The 26,385-nt window shown below is 73.1% G+C and carries 16 protein-coding genes; 8 read left to right on the forward strand and 8 right to left on the reverse strand.

Annotated features, from left to right (window positions below; translation table 11 throughout):
* Window positions 1-42: 42 nt before the first annotated feature.
* Window positions 43-4,632, reverse strand: coding sequence for a hypothetical protein (locus ACFYT4_RS04930; protein WP_389265338.1), 4,590 nt, complete (start codon window positions 4,630-4,632; stop codon window positions 43-45).
* Between the two features lie 19 nt (window positions 4,633-4,651).
* Window positions 4,652-4,978, reverse strand: coding sequence for a CU044_2847 family protein (locus ACFYT4_RS04935; protein ID WP_389265340.1), 327 nt, complete (start codon window positions 4,976-4,978; stop codon window positions 4,652-4,654).
* Between the two features lie 96 nt (window positions 4,979-5,074).
* On the opposite strand from ACFYT4_RS04935, the gene ACFYT4_RS04940 reads away from it, so the two are divergent.
* Window positions 5,075-5,929 carry a serine peptidase gene (locus tag ACFYT4_RS04940; protein ID WP_389265341.1) on the forward strand — a complete coding sequence of 285 codons (855 nt, stop codon included), beginning with the start codon at window positions 5,075-5,077 and terminating at the stop codon, window positions 5,927-5,929.
* A 150-nt stretch (window positions 5,930-6,079) separates the two neighbouring features.
* On the opposite strand, the gene ACFYT4_RS04945 is transcribed toward ACFYT4_RS04940, so the two are convergent.
* Together ACFYT4_RS04945 and ACFYT4_RS04950 are read right to left on the reverse strand one after the other, a co-directional pair.
* Entirely contained in the window at window positions 6,080-7,327 is a 1,248-nt protein-coding gene (locus ACFYT4_RS04945; RefSeq protein WP_389265342.1) for a DUF2786 domain-containing protein, read from the reverse strand.
* Between the two features lie 63 nt (window positions 7,328-7,390).
* On the reverse strand, window positions 7,391-8,047 hold the full coding sequence (locus ACFYT4_RS04950) for a lipoprotein (protein WP_389265343.1): 657 nt from the start codon (window positions 8,045-8,047) through the stop codon (window positions 7,391-7,393).
* 104 nt (window positions 8,048-8,151) lie between these two features.
* On the opposite strand from ACFYT4_RS04950, the gene ACFYT4_RS04955 reads away from it, so the two are divergent.
* Window positions 8,152-8,709 carry a sugar O-acetyltransferase gene (locus tag ACFYT4_RS04955; protein WP_389265344.1) on the forward strand — a complete coding sequence of 186 codons (558 nt, stop codon included), beginning with the start codon at window positions 8,152-8,154 and terminating at the stop codon, window positions 8,707-8,709.
* A 205-nt stretch (window positions 8,710-8,914) separates the two neighbouring features.
* Complete coding sequence (locus ACFYT4_RS04960; protein ID WP_389265345.1) at window positions 8,915-10,612, forward strand: bifunctional 3'-5' exonuclease/DNA polymerase; 1,698 nt, start codon at window positions 8,915-8,917, stop codon at window positions 10,610-10,612.
* Window positions 10,613-10,758: 146 nt separating this feature from the next.
* On the opposite strand, the gene ACFYT4_RS04965 is transcribed toward ACFYT4_RS04960, so the two are convergent.
* Window positions 10,759-11,889 carry a nitroreductase gene (locus tag ACFYT4_RS04965; protein ID WP_389265347.1) on the reverse strand — a complete coding sequence of 377 codons (1,131 nt, stop codon included), beginning with the start codon at window positions 11,887-11,889 and terminating at the stop codon, window positions 10,759-10,761.
* A gap of 722 nt (window positions 11,890-12,611) precedes the next feature.
* On the opposite strand from ACFYT4_RS04965, the gene ACFYT4_RS04970 reads away from it, so the two are divergent.
* Both ACFYT4_RS04970 and ACFYT4_RS04975 read left to right on the forward strand, forming a co-directional pair.
* On the forward strand, window positions 12,612-14,951 hold the full coding sequence (locus ACFYT4_RS04970; RefSeq protein ID WP_389265349.1) for a SpoIIE family protein phosphatase: 2,340 nt from the start codon (window positions 12,612-12,614) through the stop codon (window positions 14,949-14,951).
* A gap of 895 nt (window positions 14,952-15,846) precedes the next feature.
* Entirely contained in the window at window positions 15,847-17,823 is a 1,977-nt protein-coding gene (locus tag ACFYT4_RS04975) for an ABC transporter ATP-binding protein (RefSeq protein ID WP_389265764.1), read from the forward strand.
* 90 nt (window positions 17,824-17,913) lie between these two features.
* Here ACFYT4_RS04975 and ACFYT4_RS04980 read toward each other — a convergent pair whose 3' ends face one another.
* Window positions 17,914-18,402: a DUF1269 domain-containing protein gene (locus ACFYT4_RS04980; RefSeq protein WP_389265351.1), complete on the reverse strand. Its 489-nt coding sequence runs from the start codon at window positions 18,400-18,402 to the stop codon at window positions 17,914-17,916.
* 448 nt (window positions 18,403-18,850) lie between these two features.
* Here ACFYT4_RS04980 and ACFYT4_RS04985 point away from each other — a divergent pair, with 448 nt between their 5' ends.
* Window positions 18,851-19,207 (forward strand): DUF805 domain-containing protein, encoded by a 357-nt coding sequence (locus tag ACFYT4_RS04985; RefSeq protein WP_389265352.1) that lies wholly within the window; start codon window positions 18,851-18,853, stop codon window positions 19,205-19,207.
* A gap of 152 nt (window positions 19,208-19,359) precedes the next feature.
* Here ACFYT4_RS04985 and ACFYT4_RS04990 read toward each other — a convergent pair whose 3' ends face one another.
* Window positions 19,360-20,367: a hypothetical protein gene (locus ACFYT4_RS04990; protein WP_389265354.1), complete on the reverse strand. Its 1,008-nt coding sequence runs from the start codon at window positions 20,365-20,367 to the stop codon at window positions 19,360-19,362.
* Window positions 20,364-24,008 carry a DNA polymerase III subunit alpha gene (gene dnaE / locus ACFYT4_RS04995; RefSeq protein WP_389265356.1) on the reverse strand — a complete coding sequence of 1,215 codons (3,645 nt, stop codon included), beginning with the start codon at window positions 24,006-24,008 and terminating at the stop codon, window positions 20,364-20,366. The genes ACFYT4_RS04990 and dnaE overlap by 4 nt, the downstream gene beginning before the upstream one ends.
* A 300-nt stretch (window positions 24,009-24,308) precedes the next feature.
* Between dnaE and ACFYT4_RS05000 the strand changes: the two genes are divergently transcribed.
* Both ACFYT4_RS05000 and ACFYT4_RS05005 read left to right on the forward strand, forming a co-directional pair.
* Window positions 24,309-24,668, forward strand: a complete 360-nt coding sequence (locus ACFYT4_RS05000) for a hypothetical protein (protein ID WP_389265358.1) — start codon at window positions 24,309-24,311, stop codon at window positions 24,666-24,668.
* 246 nt (window positions 24,669-24,914) lie between these two features.
* The gene (locus tag ACFYT4_RS05005; RefSeq protein WP_389265360.1) at window positions 24,915-26,087 is read left to right on the forward strand and encodes a helix-turn-helix domain-containing protein; all 1,173 of its coding nucleotides are present in this window, start codon (window positions 24,915-24,917) and stop codon (window positions 26,085-26,087) included.
* Window positions 26,088-26,385: the final 298 nt, after the last annotated feature.

Below are 26,385 nucleotides of genomic sequence, written 5' to 3' on the forward strand. Positions count from 1 at the left end.
CCCCGACCCCACGGGAGACGGCCGCCCGGGCCTGCCGTGCCGTCAGTGCAGCGACGCCCCCGGAGGCCCGGTGATGCCGGGCGACTCCTCCAGCACCACCAGGTCCCGTCCGAGTCCGAGAGCGATCCGGCCGGGGGACGACCAGGCCAGGTCGTGCGCGGCGGACGGCAGGTCCAGGACCGCCAGCGGCCGGCGCTCCTTCAGGTCCCATGTCCGCAGGGTCGCGTCGGCGCCGAGGCTGAAGACGGCGGGGACACCGGCGAACCGTCCGGCCGCGAGCCGGCCGACCGCGTCGGAGTGACCCGTCAGCGGCTCGCCGTCCGGCTCCCCCGACAGCGCGTCCCAGACCCTGACGGTCCGGTCCGCACCACCCGTCAGCGCCAGCCCGCCCACGACCCGGACACAGGTGACGGCGCCCGGAAGGCGGGCGAAGGACCGCTGGACGAGGGCCTGTTCGGTCAGCTCCCAGAAGCGCACGGTGCCGTCGTCGCCGCAGGAGACCAGCCGGGCCCGGCCCCCGGCGTCCGGCGCGAACGCCAGCCCCCTGACCGGTGCGTCGTGCGCCGTCGCGTGCTCGCCGACCAGTGACCCCGACGGCAGGTCCCACACCGCGAGGGCGCCGTCGCCTCCGGTCACCGCCACCGGTCGCCCGTCCAGGCGCCCCACCGCGAGCGCGTCCGTCCGCCCCGCACGCGAGATCAGCGGGGCGCCGACGGGAGTACGCCGCCGCGCGTCCCAGATCCGCAGGGTCCAGTCCGCGCCCGCCGTCAGGATCACCGGGCGGCGGCCGAGCCGGGTGAACGCCAGCGCCGTGACACCGACCTGCCCGGTCCGGATCCGCCCGGTCGTCAGGCCGGTGGCCGGATCGCGCATCCAGACCTCCTCACCGGAGGCGCCGAGGAGCAGCCGCCGCCCGCCCGCCGAACCGGCCGTCACCGCCACCACCGGCCCGGGGTGCCGCTGCCCGGCGTCCGGCGCGCGGGGCGCCGTCAGATCCCATACGCGTACGGAACCGTCGGCGCTGCCCCCGACCAGGATCCGGCGGCCACCGGCGACGGCGGAGGTGAGTGCGGTGAGGGAGCGCGCCGAACCGCCGAGAATCCGCCGGCCCTCACCGGGCGTGTCCACCGGGTGAAGCGTCACCGAACCGCCGTTCGCCACGGCGGCGACCGGGCCGCCCGACTCGTCCGCGAAGAGATCCACCGGTCCGAAGTCGTCGTACGGCTCCCCGCTCGTCAGCGGTACGGCCCGGACCTCCCGATCGCCCTCGGCGGGCCCCGGCCCGGACACGTCCCAGAACACCGGACCCGCCGAGGTGACGGCGAGCACCAGCGTCCGGCCGGGCCCGACCGCGGACACCGCGACCGCGCGCACCACTCCGGGTGCCCCCGTCAGCCGGAGCGGCGGCAGCGGTACGGGCCCGGCCGGGTCCAGCAGGCGGATCTCCTGCGAGTGGAGGACCAGGGCGGCCAGCGGCTTCCCGGAGGACTCGGCGACCCCCGTCCGCACACCGGCGAGAGTCGCCGTCTCGCCGCTGCGTTCGTCGAAGACGGTCAGGAGCCCGTCGGCCGGGCTGAACGAAGCCCGGACGGCCGGACCGTCCGCGCCGGGGGCCGGACCGCCGCCCGGCCGAGCGTTCATCCACCTGGCCAAGGCCGTCGCCCCCGCCCGCAGGAGGGCGGGGAAGACCACGCCCTTCGCCGGAACGGCCGGGTGAATCCCCTGGGCGCTCGCCAGATCCCATCTGCTCGTCCACCCGGTCCCGCCCGACGCCAGCACCTCGGTCCGGCCGGACCACTCCTCGACGGTGAGGCTCCGGGCCGCCCCGGGCGCCCCCGTCAGCACCGCCACCGGCGCCTCCGCCCCCGCCGAACCGGACGCCCACAGCGGGGACCAGCCGCCCGTCCCGCCGCCCGGGGCTCCCGCCTCGCCGTCCCGGCCGGCGGTGAGCAGCGCGGCGAGACCTCCGCGGCCCGAGCGCATCGCGTCCAGCGCCAGGACGGACCGGCGGGCGCCGGGGTCGCAGAGCCGGTGCCGGGGCGCCGACATCCGGTAGACGGCGGCCAGTTCACGGGCCTCTTCGCTGTCGAGCCCGTCCAGGGCGGCGGCGGGCGGACCGGCGTTGACGAGGAACTCGGGATCGGCGACGAGTTCGTCGGCCCGTCGGGCGTCCCCGGCGTGCTCCAGCACGTGCCGCAGCTGGTACGGAAGGGCCAGCCGCCACCGGACCGGCTCGGCAGGGTCCGGGCTGAGCGGGGAGAGCAGCGCGCGCAGGACGGCCGGGGCGGCGGGTTCTCCGCTCGCGGTCGGCAGGGCCCGGAGATGGTCGACCAGTTCCTGGTGGAACAGCCGGTAGAGGGTGGGCCCTTCGGGGTCGGCGGTGCGGCGCAGATAGAACCCGACCCGCTCCAGGGTCCCGGCCGCGTCGGGTACAGGGGGCACGGGGGCATTCGGCGCGGCGGCCGTCACCCGTCCGGCGCCCGCGGGGAGGCCGCCGCCCTCCGGCGGCCCGCCGTCGTCCGGCGGCCCGCCTTCCTCCCCGGGCCGGTCCGCGGCGGGCACGTTCGCCACCGGCCCGTCGTGCGCCTCCGGCCCGTCCGCCGGGGGCGCGCCGTTCATCCAGGGGGCGACGGCGCGGGCGAGGGCCGCCGGAATGCCCGGGTGCTTGGCGTGGGCCACCGCGACGAGCAGCGACCGGGCCCAGGGGTCGCCCAGCCGCGCGAGATCCAGTTCCAGCATGTCGGCGACGGTGCGCGGGGCCCGGCCGACCACGTCGTCGATGTCGTCGGACCCGATCGCCTCGGGAGCGTCCAGGAGTTGATGCAGGTAGAGCCGGGCGAGCAGATACGGGCCGGGAGCGCCCGGGTGCGTCTCCTCCCCCACCAGCGCGTCGGCCAGTCCGCCGCTGAGCCGATCGCGCAGATCCTCCTGGTGCCCGGCGTCGTACAGCGGCGAGAGCTCCAGATGCCGGCGCACGAACTCGGCGACGTCGTCCCGCAGTACGGTCCGGTCGGCGTCGTCCAGGTCGAGCAGCCGCCCCCGGTCCCGCGCGCCCGCCACGACGGCCGCCGTGTCCTCGACGTCCCGGGTCCCGACGAGCAGCCGGCAGACGGCGGTCTCGGCGCCGGACCGGGTCCTCTTCGTCCGCGCCCCGGCGAGGGGCAGCAACAGCAGGTCCACCACATCGGCGGGGTTCAGCGCCTCGTCGAGCGCGTCGAGGACGACGGTGGCCACCGGATGGCCCCGTTCCGCCCGCCGTCCCAGGGCGGCGATCAGCTGTACGGGGGTCAGTCCCGCGGCCGGGACCGAAAGCCCCAGTTGCCGCCCGATCGACGACGCGAGCTGCCCCGCCTCCCGCCCGCGCGCGTGGACGGCGGCGAAGGCGGTCGCCCGCCCGGGCAGCCTCAGCTGCCGGGGCAGCCGTTCGAGGAGGGCCCGCCGCAGCTGGGGATGCGCCGCGCAGACGAGCATGCCGAGCAGCGCGGACTTCCCGGTGCCGGGGCTGCCCGTCACCACGACCAGGGAGGGCGAGGGCGGACCGGCCGGTGACGGGCCGTGCGACGGAGAGACCCGGGCCCGCGAGGCACGCGACCGCGGGACAGGCGACGGGGAGGAGGCGGCCGAGGTGGTGTTCAACCACGGGGTCAGGATCTCCAGTTCGGCGTCCCGGCCGCTGAAGAGACAGCTGCCGACCGCGTCGTCCCGCGCCCCGAAGGCGCGGGTGATGTAGTGGTACGCGTCGAGCACCGGGTCGAGTTCGGCGAGGAAGCTGCGCAGCGAGTCCTCGGCACCCAGTCGCAGCCGCGCGAGGGTCGTCGGAGCGAACCGGGGGTTGCGGAACAGCCGCAGCGCGGGCTCCTCCCCCAGCGCGAGCGGGGTGCTGTCGAGATGCTGCGGCACCCCCTTCTCGTCCCGCCACAGCCGGTCGAGCGCCGCCCGTATCTCCCTGGTGACGAGCGAGACGGGGACGAACTCCAGGGACGGGTCCGTCTCCAGACCGTCCACGCGCAGACGTTCCAGCACGGCGGCCACCGCCTCGCTGAAACGGCCGTTGAACGCCTTCTCCTCCGGCGCGGCGGCGGCCAGCACCCAGGCCCGGCGCGCGTTCGCGCTGCGCGCCTCGGCCCGCAGCCGCATGGACCAGTTGTTCCACTGCCAGCGGACGGCCGCGCCGGCATGGCAGACGTCCAGCATGATGAGCGCCGCCGGGCGCCCCTCGCGCTCCAGGTCGCGCAGCCACGACTCGACGTCCAGCCCGTCACCGGGCGCGCTGTCGGCCAGGGCGATCCGCAGGGAGCCGGAGGAGTCGGTGTGGCCGTGGCTGACGAGGTGGACCACCAGCCCTCCGCCGGCGGGTGTGCGCCCGACGGCGTCGTCGAGTGAGGTACGGGCGACCGTGAGGGTCGGGTCGACGAGCACCGCGCCGCCGTGCAGCCGGTATCCCAGCGCGGCGAGGGAGGCGCCGACCGCCGTGGCCCGGCCGGGGGCGAACTCCAGCTCCGGAAAGCCGGTACCGCCCCTGAGCGGCACTTCGTCACCGTCGTCGGGCAGCGGGCTGTGCCGGAAGTTCCGTACGGCGAGGACCACCGCGTGATCTGTGTCCGGGGCGCTGTCCCCGGCGACATCGGTCATAGGGGGCGGGTTCCGTGCCTCAGTAGACCGTGTTCCTGTCCCAGGTGGCCTTGATATGGAAGTGCCCGTCCTCCGAGCTCTTGACGATCGTCGCCCCCGACTCGGCGCTCAGCTGCACACTGAACTCGATCTCCAGCTCGTTCGGCCGTGGGCCCGGCACGTCGAGAAAGCTCCTGACCATGTCCGACATCGCCGCCCCGATGGCCCGGGTGGCGTCGCCGAGGGAACTCCTCGCCTCGTAACTGCCCGTGACGTCCCGGTACCCGACGTCCAAGGCATCGTCGACGTCCACCTCCATGTTCACGACGCTGCCGTCCGACAGCCGGAACCGGGATACCTCGCGCATCGTTCTCCTTCTCCGGGCGGACCGGCCGGAACTGGGCAGGACTCCGCCCAACATAGCGGCGCCACGGCGCTGTCGGGGGCTCGGGGAGGAGACAGGATGCGCATTCTGGGCGTACACGGGGTCGGGAATCACTACGCGGGCGCGACGTCCGCCGAGGCGCGCGCGAAGCTCGCCGCCACCTGGACGAAAAACCTCGCCCGTGGCCCCTTCGGCGCCTCGGTACGGGAGTGCGATCTCGCGGTCGCCTACTACGCGGATCTGCTGCGCGAGCCCGGCGGGCAGAGCATCGACGAGGTGACCCTTGAGGAACTGGGCCCGGAGGCCGAGGCGTTGATGCGCCTGTGGCTGGACGAGCAGGGTCTGCCCGAGGAGGTCCCCCAGGGCTGGGCCACCTGGCCGCTCCGCCAGGCCCTCGCCTGGGTCGCGGCCCGCGACGGACTCGCGCCGTCGATGGTGGAAGCCTTCGTCGCCCGCTTCTTCGCCGAGGTGGCGACCTATCTGGGCGAGCCGGACGGCCGTCCGCGCGCGGACGCGGGTTCGGCGGTCGCCCTGGCCCTGACCGAGCACACCCCCCGGGTCGTGATCGCCCACTCGCTCGGCTCGGTCGTCGCGTACGAGGCCCTGTGGGCACACCGGGGCGCACCGGTCGACCTCCTGGTCACCCTCGGCTCCCCGCTGGCCCTCCCCCACGCGGTCTTCCCCCGGCTGCTCCCCGCGCCCGTCCAGGAGTTGGGCTCCCGCCCGCCGTCCGTCCGGCGCTGGGTGAACATCTCGGACGTCGGCGACCTGGTGGCCATCCCGAAGGGCGGTGTCGCGCGCGCCTTCACCGGCGTATCGGCCGACCACCACGACAGCATCCACGCCTTCGACTTCCACCTCGCCGCGAACTACCTGCGGTGCGATCCGCTGGCGCGGATCCTGCGGGAGGAGCTGGCCCGCCCGGTGACCTGACCCCGCCGCACCGCGAACGGCCCCCGGCGGGGGGGTACTGCCGCGGAGGCGCCCCCGGGCTCCTCGTAGATCCTCTGGCCGACGGCGTGCTGTCCCCCACCCCAGCGGAACGCGACCGCCTCGATCAGCGCGAGGCCCCATCCCGACTCGCTACTCGCGCGGCTCCGGCATGCGCCGGTGATCTTCACGGAGCCCTTCCCGTCCGCGGCCGGTGTTCCGTGCGGCTCGTTCCCGATCGGGGTCCCGGGCGTCGACGGCGCGGCGGTCCCGGGAGACCTTGGCGCTGTCCGCCGCCGCGCGGCCCTCCAGCCAGCCGGCCTCGTCGCCGGCACCCCGTACCCGGGTCGAGGTGGTGCGCGGGAACAGTTCCTCCGTACGGGAGGTGACGGCGATCTCCCGGGTGGCGAGGACGGGCAGCAGATCGGCGGGGGCGGACACGGTCCGCGCCGCCGCCGTGAGGCGTTCGCCGAGGCGGGCCGCGTAGGAGAGCAGGAAGGACTGGCGGAAGGTCTTCGTCCGTCTGCGCCCGCCGGCGCGCTGGGTCGCCTCGGCGCGGGTCATGGCGGCCGTGCCCTGGACGAGCAGGGAGGTGTAGAGCAGTTCGACCGCTTCGAGGTCGGAGTCGAAGCCGACGACGGTCGCGAAGCCGAAGCCCTCGTTCCAGACGGCGCGGCAGCGGTTCGCGGAGGCGACGGCGTCGAGGAGGATCGCCTTGGACGTCTCGTACGGCGGGTCGACACCGATCCGGCAGGCCGCGGGCACGGCGGACGCGGCCGACGCACCGGACGCGGACGCGGTGCGGGCGTCGCGTGCCGCGAGGGCCGACTCGTCCACGCTGTGGCGGGCCGCCAGTTCCTGGGCCTTCGCGGTGAGGGCCTCCGCCTCCTCCGGGTAGTCCGTGGCCTCCGCCTTGGCGAGCAGGGCCCGTATCCGGGTCAGCATGCGGGGCTCGTACACCGACGTGGGGGCGAAGGGCTCGCCCGGCACCGGGCCGACGGGTTCGAGGGCGGGGAGGCGGATCAGCAGGCGGTACAGCTCCAGGACGGCCGTGGCGTACGAGAAGCGGTCGGCGCTCCGGGCCGGGGCCGGCTCCAGTTCGGTGAGCTGGGCGGACCAGCGTGGGGCGAGCACGGCGTACCGCCGCGACTCGGAGACGATGAGGCCGGAGACCAGGCGGACATGGTGGTCGCCGAGATCACGGCGGACGAGACGGACGACATCGGCGGGCTGCCAGCCGCGTTCCCAGGCACGGCGGACGAACTCCTCGCCCCGGCGGGCGAGTTCCGCGTCGGCGGACCGGTCGGCGGCGAGGAGGGACGCCGCGGTGTCGAGGGACGCGTCCCCCGACGCGTACAGCGCGGCCGACAGCGCGGTGTCGACCGTGCTCGGCGTACTCATGGGAATCCTCTCGGGAGGCGGGCCGGGGCCCCGGGATGTGCGCCGTACCGGCTCGGTACGGGGTCAGGCCGTCGCCCGGACGGACTTCTTCGCGCGTTCGAAGGCCGGGAGCATCGCCTCGTGCTCCTCGTCGTCCATCCCGCTCATCTCCAGGACGACCAGGCCCTGGTCCGTGGCGAGGGCGAGCGCGCGCACCTTGGTGACCTCCTCGGTCAGCGCGGTCGCGTTGAGGAAGTCCGCCTCGGCCGACGCGAACCCGCCCGTCCTGGCCTCGGTGTAGACGACGTCCTTGCTGTTGTCGACGTACTCGGCGACGAACGACTCCAGTGCCCGGCGCGGGTCGTCGCCCTTCGCGCCGCCGGTCCAGACGCGGAGGAAGCCGACGTGCCCGGCCGGTTTGGCGTCGATCTCGCAGACGAGCCGCACCGGGCCCAGGGAGGGCATCGCCGTTTCGCCCCCGCCCTTGACGGCCTCCGGCCGCCACTTCGGCGCGAGGTCGAAGGTGACGGGCAGCGGGCAGGGGGAGCCCTTGCCGCCGACCGTACCGCTGCCCCCGGCCGCCGAGGGCGTCGTGGTGCCGCCCGTCTCCTGGTTCTCCCCGCCCTTCAGCGATGTCGCCGGCCGGTCCGGCTCCTGCCCACTGGAGCAGCCGGTGACCAGCGCGGCCAGCAGGATCGCCGGTGTCACGCGGTGCATCAGACGGCGTACGGGCCGCGCCATGACGTTCCCCTCTGGTTGAGCCGGTCGTATGAGGCGATCCTAGAGAACGGTGCGCGGAACAAGCACCTCGTGCGGGGTGCCTGGAGAGGCGGGAGGGGCCGGGAGTGGGCGAGCAGAAGGACCGGATGCTGGCCGGTGAGTGGTACATCGCGGACGATCCCGAACTGAAGGCGGACACCCTGCGCCGGGTCGCGCTGTGCGCGGCGTACAACGCGAACGGTGGCGCGCCCCCGGAGAAGCGGGCCGCGATACTGCGCGAGCTGCTGGGCTCGGTGGGTGAGGGCGTACGGATCCGGCCGCCGTTCCAGTGCGACTTCGGCGCCCGGATCTCGGTCGGCGACCGGGTCTTCGTGAACGTCAACGCGGTCTTCCTGGACATCGGCCCGATCACGATCGGCTCGGACGTCCAGATCGGGCCGAACGTACAACTGCTGACGCCGACGCACGAGCTGGACGCCGAGCGCCGTCGCGCGGGCTGGGAGAAGGGCGAGCCGATCACGATCGGGGACAACGTCTGGCTGGGCGGCGGGGTGATCGTCTGCCCGGGGGTGACGATCGGGGAGAACACCGTCGTGGGGGCGGGGGCCGTGGTGACGAAGGACCTGCCGCCCGGGGTACTGGCGGTGGGGAACCCGGCACGGGTGATCCGCGCGCTGGGGTGACATCGGCAGGGGCGGAGTAGGCGGTGCGCGGGGGACGGTACTCGGGGTCCGGGCGCGGGGCGGGCGCTGCATGGGGCCCGGGGGACGGGTGCGCCGTGCCCGGGCACGCGGGCGCTCTGGAGGGCGTGACGCGCGGGGTGGCGCCACGGCCACCGGAACCCGCCGGTCACCGTCGATGTCAGTGGTGGGTGCAAGACTCGGGGACATGGGTGGTCGGTGGGCGCTGGCGGCGGCGGAGGGCGACGGGGCGCGGCTCGTCCCCCTCGGCCCCGACGGGCTGCCCGCCGGGCCCGTGGTGGAGGAGCCCGACCTGGTCGAGGCCGTCCGGTCGCGGCCCCGGGTGGAGCGGTGGGTGTGGCGGTCCACCGCCGAGATCTACCCCCGGCTGCTGGCCGCCGGGGTGCGCGTCGAGCGGTGTTACGACATCGAGGACGCGGAGCTGTTGCTGCTGGGGCACGAGGGGCGTTCCGGGGAGCCGCGCTCGGCCGCGGCGGCGCTCGCGCGGCTGCGGCACGCCCCGGTGCCGCCCGATCCGCGCCCCCGCGCGGCCGAGCCCGGGTCGCAGTCGTCGCTGTTCGAGCCCCAGCCCGTGCCCGTACCGCTGGAGTCGCTGCTGGAGGTGTACGGGGAGCAGCTGCGGCGGCACGAGGCGGCCGAGCACCCGGGGCGGATGCGGCTGCTGACGGCCGCCGAGTCGGCGGGGATGCTGGTCGCCGCGGAGATGAACCGCGCGGGGCTGCCGTGGCGGGCGGATGTGCACCGGCGGGTGCTGCACGAGCTGCTGGGCGAGCGGTACGCGGGCGGGGGCGAGCCGCGGAGGCTGGCAGAGCTGGCGGACGAGGTGTCGGCGGCGTTCGGGCGGCGGGTGCGGCCGGATCTGCCCGCGGATGTGGTGAAGGCGTTCGCGGGGGCGGGCATCAGACTGCGGTCGACCCGGCGCTGGGAGCTGGAGGAGGTCGACCACCCGGCGGTGGAGCCGCTGATCCAGTACAAGAAGCTGTACCGGATCTGGGTGGCGCACGGCTGGAGCTGGCTCCAGGACTGGGTGCGGGACGGGCGCTTCCGGCCCGGCTATCTGCCCGGCGGCACGGTCTCCGGGCGCTGGACGACCAACGGCGGCGGGGCGCTCCAGATACCGAAGGTGATCCGGCGGGCGGTGGTCGCGGACGAGGGCTGGCGGCTGGTGGTCGCCGACGCCGACCAGATGGAGCCACGGGTGCTGGCCGCGATCTCCCGCGACCCCGGTCTGATGGAGGTCGCCGGTCATGGCGGCGATCTGTACTCCGTCCTGTCCGACCGGGCCTTCTCCGGCGACCGCGAGCACGCCAAGCTCGCGCTGCTCGGCGCGGTCTACGGCCAGACCTCCGGCGACGGTCTGAAGAACCTGGCGGCCCTGCGGCGCCGGTTCCCGGCCGCCGTCGCCTATGTGGACGAGGCGGCGCGGGCGGGCGAGGAAGGCCGGCTGGTCCGCACCTGGCTGGGGCGCACGAGTCCCCGGGCGTCCGGGGCGGGCGACGACGACGATGAGGCCGGGCTGCCGCAGGACGGCGGGGCGTCCGATCCGGACGGCCCGCCGGGCGGGGGCGACGGACCCCGGGGCACCTCCTCCGACGCGCGGGCCTGGGGGCGCTTCACCCGTAACTTCGTGGTGCAGGGCAGCGCGGCCGACTGGGCCCTGCTCCTTCTCGCCGCCCTGCGCCAAGCCCTGTCCCCCCTGCGGGCCGAGCTGGTCTTCTTCCAGCACGACGAGGTGGTCGTGCACTGCCCGGCCGAGGAGGCCGACACGGTGGTGAAGGCGATCCACGAGGCGGGGGACCTGGCGGGGCACATCGCCTTCGGCGAGACCCCGGTGCGGTTCCCGTTCACGACGGCGGTGGTGGAGTGCTACGCCGACGCGAAGTGAGGGCGGGGCCGACCGCGCGTCCCCGCGCCTCTCGGGCACCGCGCCCGTCGGCACCTCCCGGCCCCCTGGGCGCAGGCCCTGGGCGCAGGCCCTGGGCGCAGGCCCTGGGCGCAGGCCCTGGGCGCAGGCCCTGGGCGCAGGGTCCGCTACTCCTCGTACGTGTCGATCGACAGCACGTCGTCCACCGAGCGCCTGTGTGTCAGCGGCCCGGCGGGCCCGTATCCCAGTCTGATGACCATGTGTACGTGGCCCATCGCCGAAGCGGGGTCGCGCACCGCCCAGCGCAGGTCGCTCCACTCCAGGGCCTGGGAGGCGACGGAGGTGGAGAGGCCGTCGAGGGTCGCTTCGAGGAGGACGCGTTCCATCGCCTGGCCGGCCCGGAGCCAGTCGAGCGGACGGTCATGGGTGGTGCCGAGCAGGGCGAGCTGCGGAGCCTGCTCGAAGTCGGCGAGCTCGTGGGCGAGGCTGCCCTCGGGCGTGCCGAAGTCGCGCATCGGGGCGCCGCCGGTGCGCGGGCGCGGGCCGAAGGCGTAACCGGGAATGCCGTCGCCACGCGGCTCGCCACCCGGCACGTCACGAGGCCCCTGGCCCGCGCCGCTCTCCGCGCGGGCGTCCGTACCGGTATCCGTACCGGTATCCGTGGGGGCGTCGGTCCGGTCGCCGGTCCAGCGGGCGGTCTCCTCCCGGTGCGCGGGGTCGTGGAACTCACGGATGCCGGCCTCGTTCCCCAGTTCGAGGATCGTCTTCCGGTGGAAGTCGTCGGGGAACGCGAGCCGTGCGCCTTCGAGAAGGGCCGCCCGGCGCAGGACGTCGAGCAGGGTTTCCTCGATCCGCTCCTCGCGGAAGGGGGCGCGGCTGGTGTGCCGGCGGTGGAGCGCGGGGTAGAGGTCGGCGAGTTCGTCGTACGTCTCGCGGGGGCGGGCGAGTTCCACCTCCGCCAGCAGTTCGGGGGCCGAGGGGTCGGGGAGCAGCCGGGTGACGGGCTCCCAGCCCGCGTGCACGACGGCGACCCGGAGATTGAAGATCGCGGCGGCACAGCCGAGGTGGAGTGCCCTGCGGTCGGGGTCGGCCACCGGCATCTCGCGCGCCGGATCGGCCCGTACCCGGAACATGCGGGCCCGGGGGTCGAAGGCGAAGGCCCAGGGTTGGGCGTTGTGCATGGACGGGGCCAGTGCGGCGTCCTCCACGAGGGACGCGAGGGTGGCGGCGTCCGGTACGGGGGCCTGGGGTGTATCGGGGGCGGCTGGGGTCGTGTCGGAGGGGTGCACGAGTGACATGGCTTCCTTGTGGGATGTCGGGCGGTCCACCGGATCTTGTGGAGGGCGAGCGTCCGCCGGAGGGCGTCGTCCTGCTCCCAGGGTTCCCGCCCGGAGCCCTGAAAAGGACCGACAAAAGTCCCATATGAGTAATAAACTCATAAGACTCCACTTTGCTGGAATTTTAGTCGATCGGGTCTTGCCGACAGCGTCCTCGCGGGACTCGTCGGAGCCCGGCACCAGGCCCGCCCCGAGGCCCGCCCCAAGGCCGGTTACGCGATCGGATTCGAGGCCGGTTCCACGATCGGTTCCGAGAACGGATTCGACGTCCGGGACCGGGTGGAAGGGCGGTGGTCCGGGCGGGCGGGCCCCCGGTGGCGGTCGCACCCACCCCCGGCGGCCCAGAAGGAGGAAACTGGTCGAGAGAGCCGCCCCTGGAAGGGGGCGCGGCCGTTACGGAGACCGGCGCCCGGCCGTGCCGGGGCCACCGGACCGGAGAGGAGGAGGACGACCGGGTCGTACCTGACCCGGGCCGTCGCATGGGTGAGCACGTGAAGTGAGGAGGTGAGGCAGTGGCAGCGGAAGACATCCCCCGCGGCGCGGACCGGGCGGCGCCGAGTTCCCCCGCGGACCGGCCCCCCGAGCCCTCGCGCCCCCCGGACCCCGGCTCCCCCGCGGTCACCCGGCCCCCGCCTCCCACCGAGGCGGCGCACCCGGCCGCCTCGGCCTCCCTCCCTCCCCCCGTGTCGGGGACACCGTCCGCGCCCACGCGCGGGTCAGCATCCGCACCCGCGTCCACATCACGCACCACCGGCACCACCACCACCGGCACAGGTACCGACACCACCACCGGCACGGGCACGGACACCACCACCGGCACCAGCACCAGTACGGGCACCGGCACCGGGCCCGCCATGCGGGACGCCGTGATCCGGCTGCTGAACTGCCCCGACTCGGAGACCCTCCTCGCCACCGCCCTCGACATCGGGCTCGTGGGCATCAGGGCCGAGGCCGGGGCCGTCTACCTCGCCGAGGACGACGGATGGATGCGGCTGGCCGTGTACAAGGGCATGGAGAAGGAGATCATGGACCGGTTCCCCGCCGTCGCCCCCGACTCCTCGCTCCCGCTCGCCGTCGCCGTACGCGAACAGCGGCCCGTCCACGGACTGGCCGAAGACCTGCTGGGGCGCTATCCGGACCTCGACGCCCTGAACGTGCCCATCGACTTCGTCGTGATGCCGCTGCTGGTCGACAACCGGTGCCTCGGCGGGCTGATCGTGCGGTTCGCCCGGACCAGCGCGCTCTCCCCGGAGGACGACCAGCTGCTGACGATGGTCGCGGACGTGTGCGCACACCGGCTGGAGCATCTGCTCGTGCTGGAGCGTTTCGGGCCCCCGGCGGGCATCCCCGGCCCCGGGCCGGATTCCGCGGACCGCGAGGAGCTGGCCCGCCGGACCCGGCACTCCCGGCGCACCCGGCTGGAACTCGCCATGTCCGGCGGCAACGTCGGCGCCTTCGAGTGGGACATCCCCACCGACACCATCATCTGGGACGAACGACTGATCAGACTGTTCGGGTTCGACCCCGAGAAGTTCGACGCCCACGTCCACACCTTCCTCGACGCCATACACCCCAGCGACCGGCCCGCCATGGAGCGGGCCGTCCAGAGCAGCCTGGTGTCGGGCGAGTACCACTCCATCCACCGCGTCATCCGGCCCGACGGCGCCATCCGCTGGCTGGAGGCGAAGGGCACCATCGAGCGCACGCCCGAGGGCGACCCCGGACTGATGGTGGGCGTCGCCTGGGACATCACCGAGCAGCGGGAACGCGCGGCCCGGCGTGAGGCTCGCAGGGAGTTCGTCCTCAGGGTGACCAGCGCCTTCGCCGCCGCGCTGACGACCGAGGACATCATCGGCGCCATGACCGGCACGGTCCTGCCCGAGCTGGGCGCGCACGCCATGGCCATCCACCTCGAACGCGACGGACGGCTCCTGCTCGCGGGTGCCGTCGGCTATCCCCCGGAGACCCTGGAACGGCTGCAGCTGATCGGCACCGAGGACGACAACCCCATGGCCGAGGCCCTCCGGGTGGGCCAGCCCCTGTTCTTCGGTTCACGAGAGGCGTATCTGCGGCGCTTCCCCGGCGCCCGTCTGCGCCCCGCCGACCATCATCACGCGTTGGTTTTCCTGCCGCTCACCTCGGCGGACGGCACGGTCGGGACCTGTCTCATCTCGTTCGACGAGCCCCGCGAGTTCAGCCCCGACGACCAGCTCGTCGCCGCCGCCGTCTCCGGCATCCTCGCCCAGTCCCTGGCCCGCGCCCGGCTCTCCGACGTGTTCCGGGCACGGATGACCGAACTCCAGGAACTGATGATGCCGCGCACCCTGCCGCGGCTGCCCGGCTTCGAGGTCGCCGCACGCTATCTCCCGGCCTCCGAGGGCATGCAGGTCGGCGGTGACTGGTTCGACATGATGCCGCGCGAGGACGGCGGCGCGTCGTTCGTGATCGGCGATGTGCAGGGGCACAGCGCGCAGGCCGCCGGGGTCATGGGCCAGCTGCGCACGGCCCTGCGGGCGCACGCGTCGGACGGCTACCGCGCCGAGCATCTGATGGCCCGTGGCAATCAGACCCTGTGGGGCCTGGACACGGATCGGTTCGCCACCTGCTGCATCGCCGATGTGTCACCGCGCGCCGGGCATCTCCAGATCGTACGGGCCGGACATCCGAGCCCGCTCCAGTCCGAGCCGGACGGCACCGTCCACGAGCTGGCGGTGCCCGGCACAGTCCCGCTCGGATACGCGCCGGACGACCGGTACCCCGTCTTCCACGGCCAACTCCGGCCGGGCGCGGCCCTGCTGCTCTTCACGGACGGGCTGGTGGACCGCCCCGACCGTTCGTACGACGAGGCCGTGGGGGCGGTGTCCGCGGCCTTCGGCCAGTGGATGAAAAAGGCCCAGAACAGCGGTCCCGACAAGCCGGCCGATCTGGAGGAGCTGGCCGACATCCTCGTATCGGACGCTTTCACTCACCCCGGATACGACGATGTGGCGGTGCTGCTGATCAGGCGCGAGCCGCAGCCGTAGGCGCCCGGCGCGCGGGAGAGCGGTCCCGGCCGCCCGTATGCATCAGGCGGCCCCGCGCGGCGGCGTTGCCCTCCGCCGGGTGCGCGCCTCCGCCACGGGGTGGGCTCCTCATCCGTCGGTGGGTGCCTGTCCGTCATCGATACGACCCGCGACGGCCGGAGAGCCCGACGCGCCCGGATGAAGAGCCCCGAGTGTCCTGACAACCCCCGGTTCGGGTGGCCCCCACCGCCCCTGTGATTCGAACTGCGGATCACGGCGACCGCGCCGCGCGCCCACGGGCAACACGGCCCGGATATCGAATTTCTGACCGATGGCCGACCGTTACGCATCTCTGATCAGCAGCGTTGTACGGGCGCCGGAACGCAGGGCTCACGTACTACCGAGACGGGTGGCTCGTATGACACAGCGCGGCGAGAGCACAGAGAATCGAACGGGGAAGCAGGCGACCTCCGGGACCGAAGGGGCTGACGGGACCGGGGAGGCCCGGCAGGCACAGGATTCCGAGGGGGGACCTCAACCCGATACGGCGCCGGATTCCCGGACGGCCCGGGAATCCGGAACGTCACCGGAATCCGGAACCGTTCGGGAGACCGGAACCATTCGGGAATCCGGTGCGGTGCGGGAATCCGGAACGGCACGCCGATCTGGGAGAGCGCGGACGTCCACGAAGGCGTCCGCGAACGCGTCCACGAAGACGGAGAGGCCCGGCACGCACGGCCGGAAATCCCAGGAGCCCCAAGGAACCCAGAAATCCCAAGAATCCCAGGATTCCCGGAAACTCCAGGAGCCCGAGGAGATCTCGGAATCCGAGCAGCTGCTGTTCGGCGGCCCTCTCCGCTATGACGGGGGCTGGAACGAGCACGACGGCTCGTTCCTCGAACTGAGCCTCCGCAGCATGATCGCCCGGATGCCCCGCCTGATCGCCTCCACGGTCCGGCTGGCCCACCGCGCCGATCGCCGCGCCCTGCGCCAGGTGGCGGGCGCGGAATTCGGCAGCGGTATCGCACAGGCCGTCGGACTGGTCGCCGTCAACCAGGTCCTCGTCCACATCCTGGGGACGGGCGAGCCGGGCGAACGCCTCCTCGCCGCCGTGCCGGCCTTCGTCGCCGTGGCGGTGACCGCCCTGATCGCCGCGCTGATGCGGTCGGCCTCCACCGCCGGGACGGGCCGCCTCGAACCCAAGGTGTTCCGGGTGGCGACCGAGGAGTATCTGGAGCGGGTGGCGCGCGTCGAGCTGGAGGCGGTCGAGGACGAGCAGTTCCACAAGCTGCTGGACTCCGCCCAGTGGGGCGCCGAGTCCGCGCGCCGGATGATCAGGTTCTGTACCTCGGTGGTGAATGCCACCATCTCGCTGACGGCCGCCGCCGGTGTGCTGACGATCCTGCACCCCGCCCTGCTGCCGCTGCTCGCGCTGATGACCCTGCCCAGCGCCTGGAGTTCGCTGACGATCGCCCGCCGCCGCTATGTCTCGTTCCACATCTGGGTCCAGCACGCCCGCGCCGGTCAGCTGCTCGGCCGTCTCCTCATCGACGCGCAGGCCGCGCCCGAGGTACGGGTCCACCACATCGGCCCGTTCCTGCTGAGGCACTTCCGCACGATGGCCGAGACCGGAGAGCGCGAGCAGACCCGGCTGGCCGGGCTCGCGGCCCGTACCGGCCTGGTCGCCTCCGCCTGGACCGGGCTCACCGCCGCCGCCACGTACGCGACACTCGGTCTGCTGCTGTGGGCGGGCGCGATGGATCTGGCGGTCGCCAGTACGGCGGTCATCGCCATCCGCACCGGCTCCGCCAATCTGGAGGCTCTCGTCATCCAGCTCAACTACCTGTACGAGGAGAGCCTGTTCGTCGCCGACCTGGACCGGCTCTGCCGGGAGGCGGACCGCCGGCTGATCCCCACGACGGGCCGCCCGCTCCCTGAGGACCTGCGCGCGATCCGCTTCGAGAACGTCACCTTCACCTACCCCGGCGACCACGACGAGCCCGCGCTCGACGGGGTGGACGTGACCATCCCCACCGGCCGGATCGTGGCGCTCGTCGGCAACAACGGCAGCGGCAAGTCCACGCTCGCCAAACTGCTCTGCGGTCTGTACGTCCCCGACTCGGGCCGGATCCTCTGGGACGGCGTCGACGCGGCGGAGGCCGACCGGAACGAGCTGTTCGACCGGATCGCCGTCGTCGCGCAGGACTTCTACCGCTGGCCGTTCACCGCGCGGGTCAATGTCGCCATCGGCCGCCCCGACGCACCGCACGACGAACCGCTGCTGGACGCGGCGGCCGAGTACGCCGGAGCCGACGAGACGATCACCTCGCTCCCCCGCGGCTGGGACACCCTGCTCGCCCGCGGTTACAAGGGCGGCCACCAGATCTCGGGCGGGCAGTGGCAGCGCCTCGGCATCGCCCGCGCCCGCCACCGCGACGCGCGGATCCTCGTCGTGGACGAGCCCACCAGCGCGCTGGACGCGGAGGCCGAGCAGCGGGTCTTCGACCAGATCCGCGATCTCGCGGCCGAGGGGCAGACGGTCGTCCTGATCACCCACCGGCTGCACAGCGTCCGGCACGCGGACGAGATCTATGTGCTGGAGAAGGGGCGGGTCATCGAGCACGGTTCGTTCGCGGAGCTGATGCGGGCGGGGGAAGGGGCCTGTGACGGCGTCGGCGAAAAGGCCGGTGCCGGAGGCGGAGCTGAAGCCGGGGGGCGGGGTGGCTCTTTCCGCCGGATGTATCTGACCCAGTCACGCCAGTACGCGTACGAGAGCGGGGCGGAGACCTCGAACGGCGGGGAGGGCGGGACGGAGAACGGTACGGAAAGCCGGGGCGCGGGGGTGCCCGGCCGACGGGACGGCGCGGAGGCGGCGACGGCCCCGGCCGACTGACGCGGTACGGCCCGGCTTTCCCAAGGAGACCGGGCCGTACACCTGCATCACGCCGTGATATCCACCGTGTTTCCCCGTGGGAATCCCCGCTCAGGCAGCCTCGAACATCTCCCGGAGCTTGGCCTCGTCGTCCTTGGAGAGATTGCTGCGGATCAACTCGGCGGTTCCGGGCGGGAACGCGTCGTGGACACGGTCCACCACCGTGTCCGAGGTCAGCAGGAAGAGCGCGGAGGTGCCCGGCTCCACCTCCTTGCGGACGCCGGCGATGAAGTCGTCGTCGATTCCGACGTCCGCGAGCGACCCGCCGATCGCACCGGCGGCGGCGCCGATCGCCGCGCCGAGCAGCGGCACGAAGAAGATCAGGCCGAAGAGCATCCCCCAGAAGGTCCCGGACAGGGCGCCGACGGCGGCGAGGTTGTGGAGCTGCTTGGTCTTCGGCTGTTTACGGTCGGTCGGCCAGGTCACGACGGCGGCATCGTGGATCTGGATGAGGCTCTGCTTCTGGAGCGACTTCAGGGTGTCCTCGACCTGGGCGGCGCCCTCGGGAGTGTGGAACTTCCAGGCGGTGAGCGTGGCCACGGATGTCTCCTTGTCGAACGGCCGGGCACCCCTGGGCCCCCGGCAGAGCAGTGGTGCTGCGGTCGCGCACTGTCACCTATCCCAGCATTGAAGGTCATTTCCTGCATGTCGGGCGGATCGGAGCGTGATCCGGGGACGGTTGCCCCGCCCTCCCCCGGCCCCTCCCGCCCCCTCCCGTCCGGTCCGGGACGCCCCGCTCGGGCCGGTCCGCCCGGTGGTCCACACCAGTTACGCGGGCCCTGAATACGGAGGAAAGAAATCCGGAACGCCCGTTCCACAGGCACTTGTGGCCGGTTCGGGAAGAATTCGCGGGCTTTCGATTTCCCTCATATAACAGCTCGCCCGGAACCGTCCTTCTCCGCTTGACCCGAACACTTCAAGGCGCTTACCTTCTGCCCCTGGCTCGCTCCGTGAAGGACGGGCCCCACCGCATCCTCGGGGGACACCCATGCATTGGTACACAGATGTGCTCAAGAAGTACGCGGTATTCAACGGGCGGGCCCGCCGCCAGGAATACTGGATGTTCACACTGTTCAGCACGATCATCAGCATCGTCCTGAGCATCCTCGACAGCATCTTCGGCACGGTCGCCCTTTTCTCGGGCGTCTACGCCCTCGCCGTCCTGCTGCCCTCCCTGGGTGTCTTCGCCCGCCGGATGCACGACACGGGCCGCTCGGGCTGGTGGTTCTTCATCGCCCTCGTCCCGGTCGTGGGCTTCATCGTGCTGCTCGTCTTCCTGGCCACGGAGGGCAAGCCGGAGGAAAACCAGTACGGCCCGAACCCGAAGCTGGCTCCGAGCTACTGACCGTCCGTACGCCTTCCGCAAGCGGGCCGGCGGGAACCGCTCTCCCCATGGCCCGGCACAGCCCCGTCCTGCTCGCCAGGGCGGGGCTGTCCCCTGTCCGTCGTCCGGCGAACTCCCGCCAACGCGGCCCCGCCGCCTCCCGGTCGACGCGGTCAGCCGGATCCCGGCGCTTCCGGGCCCGGGGCAGGAGGCAGCCCCGCCAGCGCGGCCGGACGGACAGCCGAGGGGCCGAAGCGGGCGCGGGCCCGGTCCGCGGCGGCCTCGATCCTGCGGGCGGTGTCGTCGGACGGGTCGAAGGTCAGCTGATGGGTGGCGAGTTCGGCGGGGCCGATGTCCTCCGCCCGGAGGGTGACGGCGCGGACCCGGGCCCGCTGGAGAGCCAGCGCCGTGTACATCCGGTCGGCGGCGTCGGCGAGCGCCGGGGAGTGCGCGGTCGGCTCGGGCAGCGTACGCGCGCGGGTGGTCGTGGACCGGTCGGCGTAACCGATCGTGAGGACGAGGACGCGGGCGACCTGATGGTCGCTGCGGAGCCGCCAGCCGAGTTCCTCGGCGTTCGCGAGCAGGGCGCGGTGGTGCTGCCGGGGGTCGAGTTCGTCGCGGCCGAAGTCATGGGTGGCGGTGAGGGCGCGCGGCGGGGCGGTGGGGGTGACCGGGGTGGGGTCGATGCCGTCGGCGTACTGCTGGAGCCGGCGTCCGGTGGGCCCGCCGAGGATGCGCTGGAGGGTCAGGGGCGGGACGCGGCGGAGGTCGCCGATGGTGTGAAGGCCGTAGGGGGCGAGGGTGCGTACGGTGGCGGGCCCGACGCCGGGCAGCGCGGCCACCGGCAGGGGCGCGAGATACGCGGCGACGCCGTCCGGGTCCGTGGGGGTGGCCCGGATCGAGCCCGGCGGCCCGGACTGCGCGGCGATCCGGGCGAGCAGCGGGTTGGGGCCGATGCCGATGGTGCAGTCGGCGCCGTACACACCGGCGGCGCGCATACGGACGAGGGCGGCGAGTTCGAACGCGTCCCGCCGGAAGTAGCGGTGGGCTCCCGTGACATCGGCGAGGGCCGCGTCGGGCGGCGCCGCCTGGACGACGGGGGTGATCCCGCGCAGGAGACCGAGAAGCCTGCGGTAGGCGGCCTCGCCGCCCGGGGCACCGAAGTGGACGTAGAGGATCATCCCGCACTTCCCCGGCTGGCGTGGTGGAGGGTACGGCCGCCGACGAGGGGGACGCCGGGGGGCCGCAGATCGGCCCATGCGTTCATGACGTAACCGGTGGGCTCGGTGAGCGTCCGGCTTCCGGCGGTGGCGGAACGGGCCGCCGGGGCGGGGCGGGTGAGCCGGTCGGCGACGGCCGAGGCACCGCCGTCACGGTACAGGTCGATCAGTTCGGCGAAGTCCCAGGCGGCGAGCCCGGTGACGCTCAGGCTGCGCGGCCGGTTCCGGGGGCGGCTGACCGTGCCGCGTACCAGCAGCAGGGCGCTGTGGAAGACGGTGGACGCGCACAGGTCGTGGCTGTCCTCGAAGAAGGCCAGGTCGGACAGGCCGGTGGGGTCGTCGAGGGTCGCGAAGATCACCCGCCGCCCACCGCGTATCGGCGGGGTCTGGGTGGCGGTCTTCACTCCGGCGACCAGGACCGTGGTGCCGTGCGGCAGCTGTCCGAGGCGGGCGGCGGGGGTGGCGCCGACATCGGTCAGCAGGGACAGATGGTCGTCGAGGAGATGGCGGGTGACATCCATGTCGAGTACGTCCAGTTCGGCGGCGAGCTGGTCCCAGCCGTCCATGGCGGGCAGCCCGCTCGGGGTGGCCGGGCCGTCGCCGCCGCCGTCGTCCCCGAGGGGGAGCTGGCCGGATCCGGTGGACGCCCGCCCCTGCCGGTGCAGTTCGGCGATCTCCAGCAGCAGGTCCCGGCGACCCGTGCCGAGGCAGTCGAGCGCGCCGACGCGGGCGAGCCGGTCGGCGGTGGGGCGGCTGGGGCGGGCGCGCTGCCAGAAGTCCTGGAGCGAGACATAGGGCTGCCCGGTGATGATCCGGCCGGTCTCGGCCGCGCTGATGCCCCGGATATGCGCGAGGCCGATCCGCACCCCCCATTTCTCGGACATCGGTTCGCTGCCTTTCCCGGACGTCGGTACGTTGCCGGGGGCGGGGTGGGTGCGCACCGATTCGATCCGGGAGTCGGAATGGGCGTGGTTGACGTCCGGGAGCAGCAGCGGCACCCCCCGGCGGCGGGCGTCCGCGACGAACACCCGCTTGTGGTACATCCCCGGATCATGGGTGAGCAGCCCGGCGTAGAAGGCCGCGGCCCGGTGCCGCTTCAGCCACGCGGACTGGTACGTCGGCAGGGCGAAGGCGGCGCCGTGCCCCTTGCAGAATCCGTACGCCCCGAAGCCTTCGAGTACGGCCCACACCTCCCGTACGACCTCGGCGGAGTAGCCCCGCTGCCGCGCCCGGTCGGCGAACCAGGCGCGCAGCCGCCCCTGCCGGTCCCGGTCGGAGAGCGCCCGGCGGGCCTCGTCCGCCTGCCCGAGGTCGCAGCCGGTCATCGTCTCGATGATCCTGATGACCTGCTCGTGGAAGACGACCTGACCGCTGGTCTCGCGCAGGATGTCCCGCAGGTGCTCGTGGGGGTAGCCGACCCTGGACCGCCCGTCGCGTACGGAGATCAGCGGGTCGATCATGTTCGCGGCGACCGGGCCGGGCCGGAACAGGCTGATGTCCAGCGTGATGTCGTCCATGGACGCCGGTTTCAGCCTGCGGACCAGGTCCCGCTGTCCGGGCGACTCGATCTGGAAGCAGCCCATGGTCTGCGCCGACTGGATGAGCCGGTAGGTGGCCGGGTCGTCCAGCGGTACCTGGGCGGGGTCGTCGATGTCGAGTCGCTCGCCCGTGGCGCGCCCGATCTCGGCGACCGCGTGGGCGAGCGCCGACTGCATCCGTACGCCGATCAGATCGGCCTTGATGTGTCCCGTGTCCTCCACGTCCTCCTTGTCGAACTGGGCCATGGAGATGCCGTCGACCGTGGTGGGCACCACCGGGGTACGGTCCAGCAGCCCGTCGTCCGAGATCAGCAGGCCGCAGGGGTGCATCGCCATGCCGTGCGGCAGCCCGTCCAGCGCCTCCACCAGCGTCCACAGCCGCCCGTGGTCCTCCCCGGCGACCTCCCGCAGCTCCGGCAGCTCCCGCAGGGACGCCCGGACGTCCTTCGCCCGGATCTGCGGGAAGCTCCTGGCCAGCCGGTGCGCCTCCTCCGGCTCGATGCCGCGCGCCCGCGCCACGGCCTCGATCGCACCGCGCGCCCGGTAGGTCTCGTAGACGGCGAGCGTGGCCACCCGCTCATTGCCGAAACGTTTCAGCACCGCCTGGTAGACCTCCACCCGCCGCGCGCTCTCCACATCCAGGTCGATATCCGGCATGGCGGTGCGGTACGGGGAGAGGAAACGTTCCATCAGAAGCCCGCGCTCCACGGGGTCGACCGGGCTCATCCCGAGCAGGTGCACCACCAGCGAACCCACTCCCGAGCCGCGCGCCGACACCCGTACGCCCAGGCCTCTGGTGACCTCCACGATCTCCGCCATGGTCAGGAAGTACCCGGCGAGCCCGCGCCCCGCGATGATCCGCAGCTCGCTCTCCAGCCGGTCCCAGCGCGCGGCGTCGCGGTGGTGGCCGCGGTGCATCATCGCCCCCGCGCACCGGGCGGCCAGCACCCGGTCCGCCGTCTCCCGCGTGGCGCCGATCAGATGCGGCTCCGGCAGATGCAGCCGACCCAGCCCGAACGCGTCCCCCGGGTCCACCTCACAGGCCGCCGCCGTCTCCTCCGTCGCCGCCAGCAGTTCCCGCGCCCGCCGGGCGGGGCGCCCGGCCGCCTCGGTGACCCGCTCGGCGATCCGCTCCATGCTCCCGGCGTCCTTGAGCCACCGCTCGCCGCCGTCCAGCAGCGCGCCGTCACGGGTGTCGACCGGCACCAGCAGCCGCGCCGAGTCGAGGATGTCCGCGATCTCGCCCTGGCCGGGGTCGGCGTAACGGACCGCGTTGGTCAGCACCGCGGTGATCCGCTGCTCGTCCGCGAAGCCGAGCATCCGCGCGGCCAGCCGCAGCGACCCCGGCCCGGTCCCGGGCCGGTCGTGGCAGACGACCTCCAGCCGCAGCGCGTCCCCGAACCGCTCCCGCCACGGCTCCAGCAGCCGCACCGCCCGGTCCGGCCGCCCCTGGGCCAGCGCCCGGCCGACCTCGGAGTCCGCGCCGAGCAGGACGAACAGCTCCGCGCCGGGCGCTCCGTCCAGATCGCCCCAGGTGATCCCGTCCGCCGCCGAGGCCGACACCAGACGGCACAGCGCAGCCCAGCCGGCCGGCGTCCGCGCCAGTACGGTGGCGCGCTGGGGGGCCTCCTCGACGAAGGCTCCGCCTCTGGCGGGCGTACGGGAACGTCCGGCGCCGCGCGCGGCGGCACCGCTGCTCCCGGCGCCCTCGGCACTCCCGGCGGGGCCCCTGGCGGCGTCGCCCACGGCAGTCGTGTGCTCGGGCCGGGCCGTTCCGCTTCCGCCGTGCCCGGCGCCACCGCTGTGACCGGCGCCCGCGAACCCGGCTCCCGCGAACCCGGCATCGGGCACGGCGGGCATCGCGAGATCGGCACCGAACAGCGGCCGGACACCGGCCCTGGCGCACGCCTTGGCATGGCGCACCGCGCCCGCGAGGCTGTCCCGATCGCTCAGCGCGAGCGCGTCGAGGCCCCGTTCCGCGGCTCTCTCCGCCAGATCCTGGACATGGCTGGCTCCGTAGCGGAGGGAGTACCCGGAGGCCGCGCGGAGATGCGTAAACGACATACGCACCTCCTCTCACCAGCCACAACGCTCCCTCCGGTCGAATCGACCCTCGCGAACTCCTCCTCTCTCACGATAGACCAATTTCGAAGAAACGTTCGAACGGAGGGAGGGGCGGGATCGCCCGAGGTCGGACGCGCTCTCCGTGATCAACCGGGAGCGTGACCCGGGGCGTGACCGGGGGTCGGCAACCAGAGCCGGGGCGGGGCGGAGGGAACGGGTGCGCCGGGCGGCGCCCGCCGACACGGAGCCCGCCGACGGGCACGGCGGGGGCAGCGACGCCGACGCGGACGGGGGGACCCGGTGAGCACCGGCCATGGTCCGGGGCCCGTGGTGCGGGCGCTGCACCGCCATGTTCCGGACGTGGAGGAGTCCGGGGAGATCCGGGCCGGATTCCTGAGCCCCGACACCTTCCGGCCGTACCCGCCCGGGGCCATGGTCGTTCTGGACGCCGGGGAAGGCTGGTGGGCCCACGCGCACACGTGCGCGGTGATCGCGGGGGCGCTCGCGCACACCGGACACATCGCGATCACAGGGACCGGGCCCGACCGCACCCGGGGCGCGGACGAGCGTCACGGGGCGCTGTACGGGCTTGACGCCATCGCGGACGCCATCACCCGGGCGCACGCCCTGTACGGCCACGTGCGTGCACTCCCCCCCTGACCAGCCATCAGACACCCGGTGCGCTGGCACAGACCGACACGGACCGAGGAACCGGTTCCACCACCCCCTACACGTAAGGCCCGACCGGTCGCACCCCCGCCCGCGCGCGAAGGTCGACGACCACACCGCCAGGAATGGGACCCCCTGTCATGGCCGCTCCCGAACACCACCCGACCGGGGAACGGCGGTCGCAGAGCGCGCCGTTACATCTGACCCCCGCCGCAACAGCGGGCGTACTCTCGTGATATGAGCAACGCGGGTAAGCACGTGAAGGAAGTCCGTAAGCGCCGGGGGCTCACGCAACAGGGTCTCGCTGAAGCCTCGGGCGTCTCACTGTCGATCATCCGGAAACTGGAGCAGGGGGAGCGGGAGACCGCCCGCCTTGAGACGCTGCGGAAACTCGCCGTCGCACTCCGTGTGCCGACCATGCGTCTGTCGGGGGGACCTAACGAAGAGGGACCCCGGGCAGGCACCGAGGCGCGCTGGAAAGCCGTACGCGCCGCCCTCGAACAGCCCCCGCTCATCCCGGAACCAGACGACGACCAACCGACCGTGGCCGGTGTACGAGATGCGCTGAGCGCGGCGGAACCCCTTTTCCGCAAGGACGAGTTCGGGAGCCTCGCCGTAGTACTGCCTCCGCTACTGCGAGACGCGGAAGCGTTGGGAGCGGAGGGGCGCGCCATCCGCGTACGGCTTCTGCAGCTTGCCGGGTGGCTCATGGTCCAGACGCGTCAGTTCGACGCGGCAGAGACCGCCCTACAGCGCGCGTTGGACGACTCTGCGGACCGTATGGAAGGCGCAGCGACCGTCAACACGATGTGTTGGCTGTTGCTGCGTCAGGGGAAGTTGGACACGGCACTGAACCTAGCCGTGAAGTGGGCTGACGAGACCGAGCCACGTATCTCGCGGGCCACTGCGGCGGAGCTGAGCACTTGGGGGTGGATGCTGCTCCGGGTGTCGGCGGCAGCAGTGCGGAACTCGCAAGCCGGACAGGCGGCGGACGCGCTTAAGCTCGCTCAAGCAGCGGCTATTTTGCTGGGGCGCGAGCACACGCACGAATACGAGCTTCGGCGAACATTCGGCCCAACCACGGTGAAGCTGAAAATCGCTGAGAACGCGGGTGTCATTGACCGCCCGGATGCCGTACTGCGACTGGCAGAGCTGGTTCCGGGACCCGCGCTGAAGACTGTGACGTCCAACAACCGCAACCGCCACTTTCTCGATGTGGCGGACGCCTACGCAAAGACGGGCCAGTTCTCAGAGGCGTTCGGGAAGCTCGAACAGATCAGGGCCGGTAGTCCGGAATGGCTGCCCAATCAGCGGTACGCCCGGGACGTCCTTTCCAAGATCGTCAAGGGTCGTCGGACGCTGACACCTGAAATGCGGACCATGGCTGACGTCGTGGGGCTGCCGCTGTAGCTGAACCCTGGGGCACTTCGATGTGGCAGGTCATCAAAGTGCCACAGACGAGAGAATTGCCTCTCCGTAGCTTCGTCGTCACTCAGGCGAATCACGGGCGGGTGGGGCGACGTGTCAGGAGAACACGCGGGAAGGCGCACGGACTCGGGCCGTTCAGCACCCGATGACGTGACGGAGCCAGCGACCGGCTTACCAGTCCGGTTACACGCCCCCTCCACTCCCGACCCGGAGCCCGCACCCGTGGATGGCTGTTGTCTCTGTGCCGCTGCGGGGCGGGGGCGTGCGTCGGCACAGCACC

It is taken from the genome of Streptomyces sp. NPDC004609, from assembly GCF_042873655.1.
Taxonomy (GTDB): Bacteria; Actinomycetota; Actinomycetes; order Streptomycetales; family Streptomycetaceae; genus Streptomyces.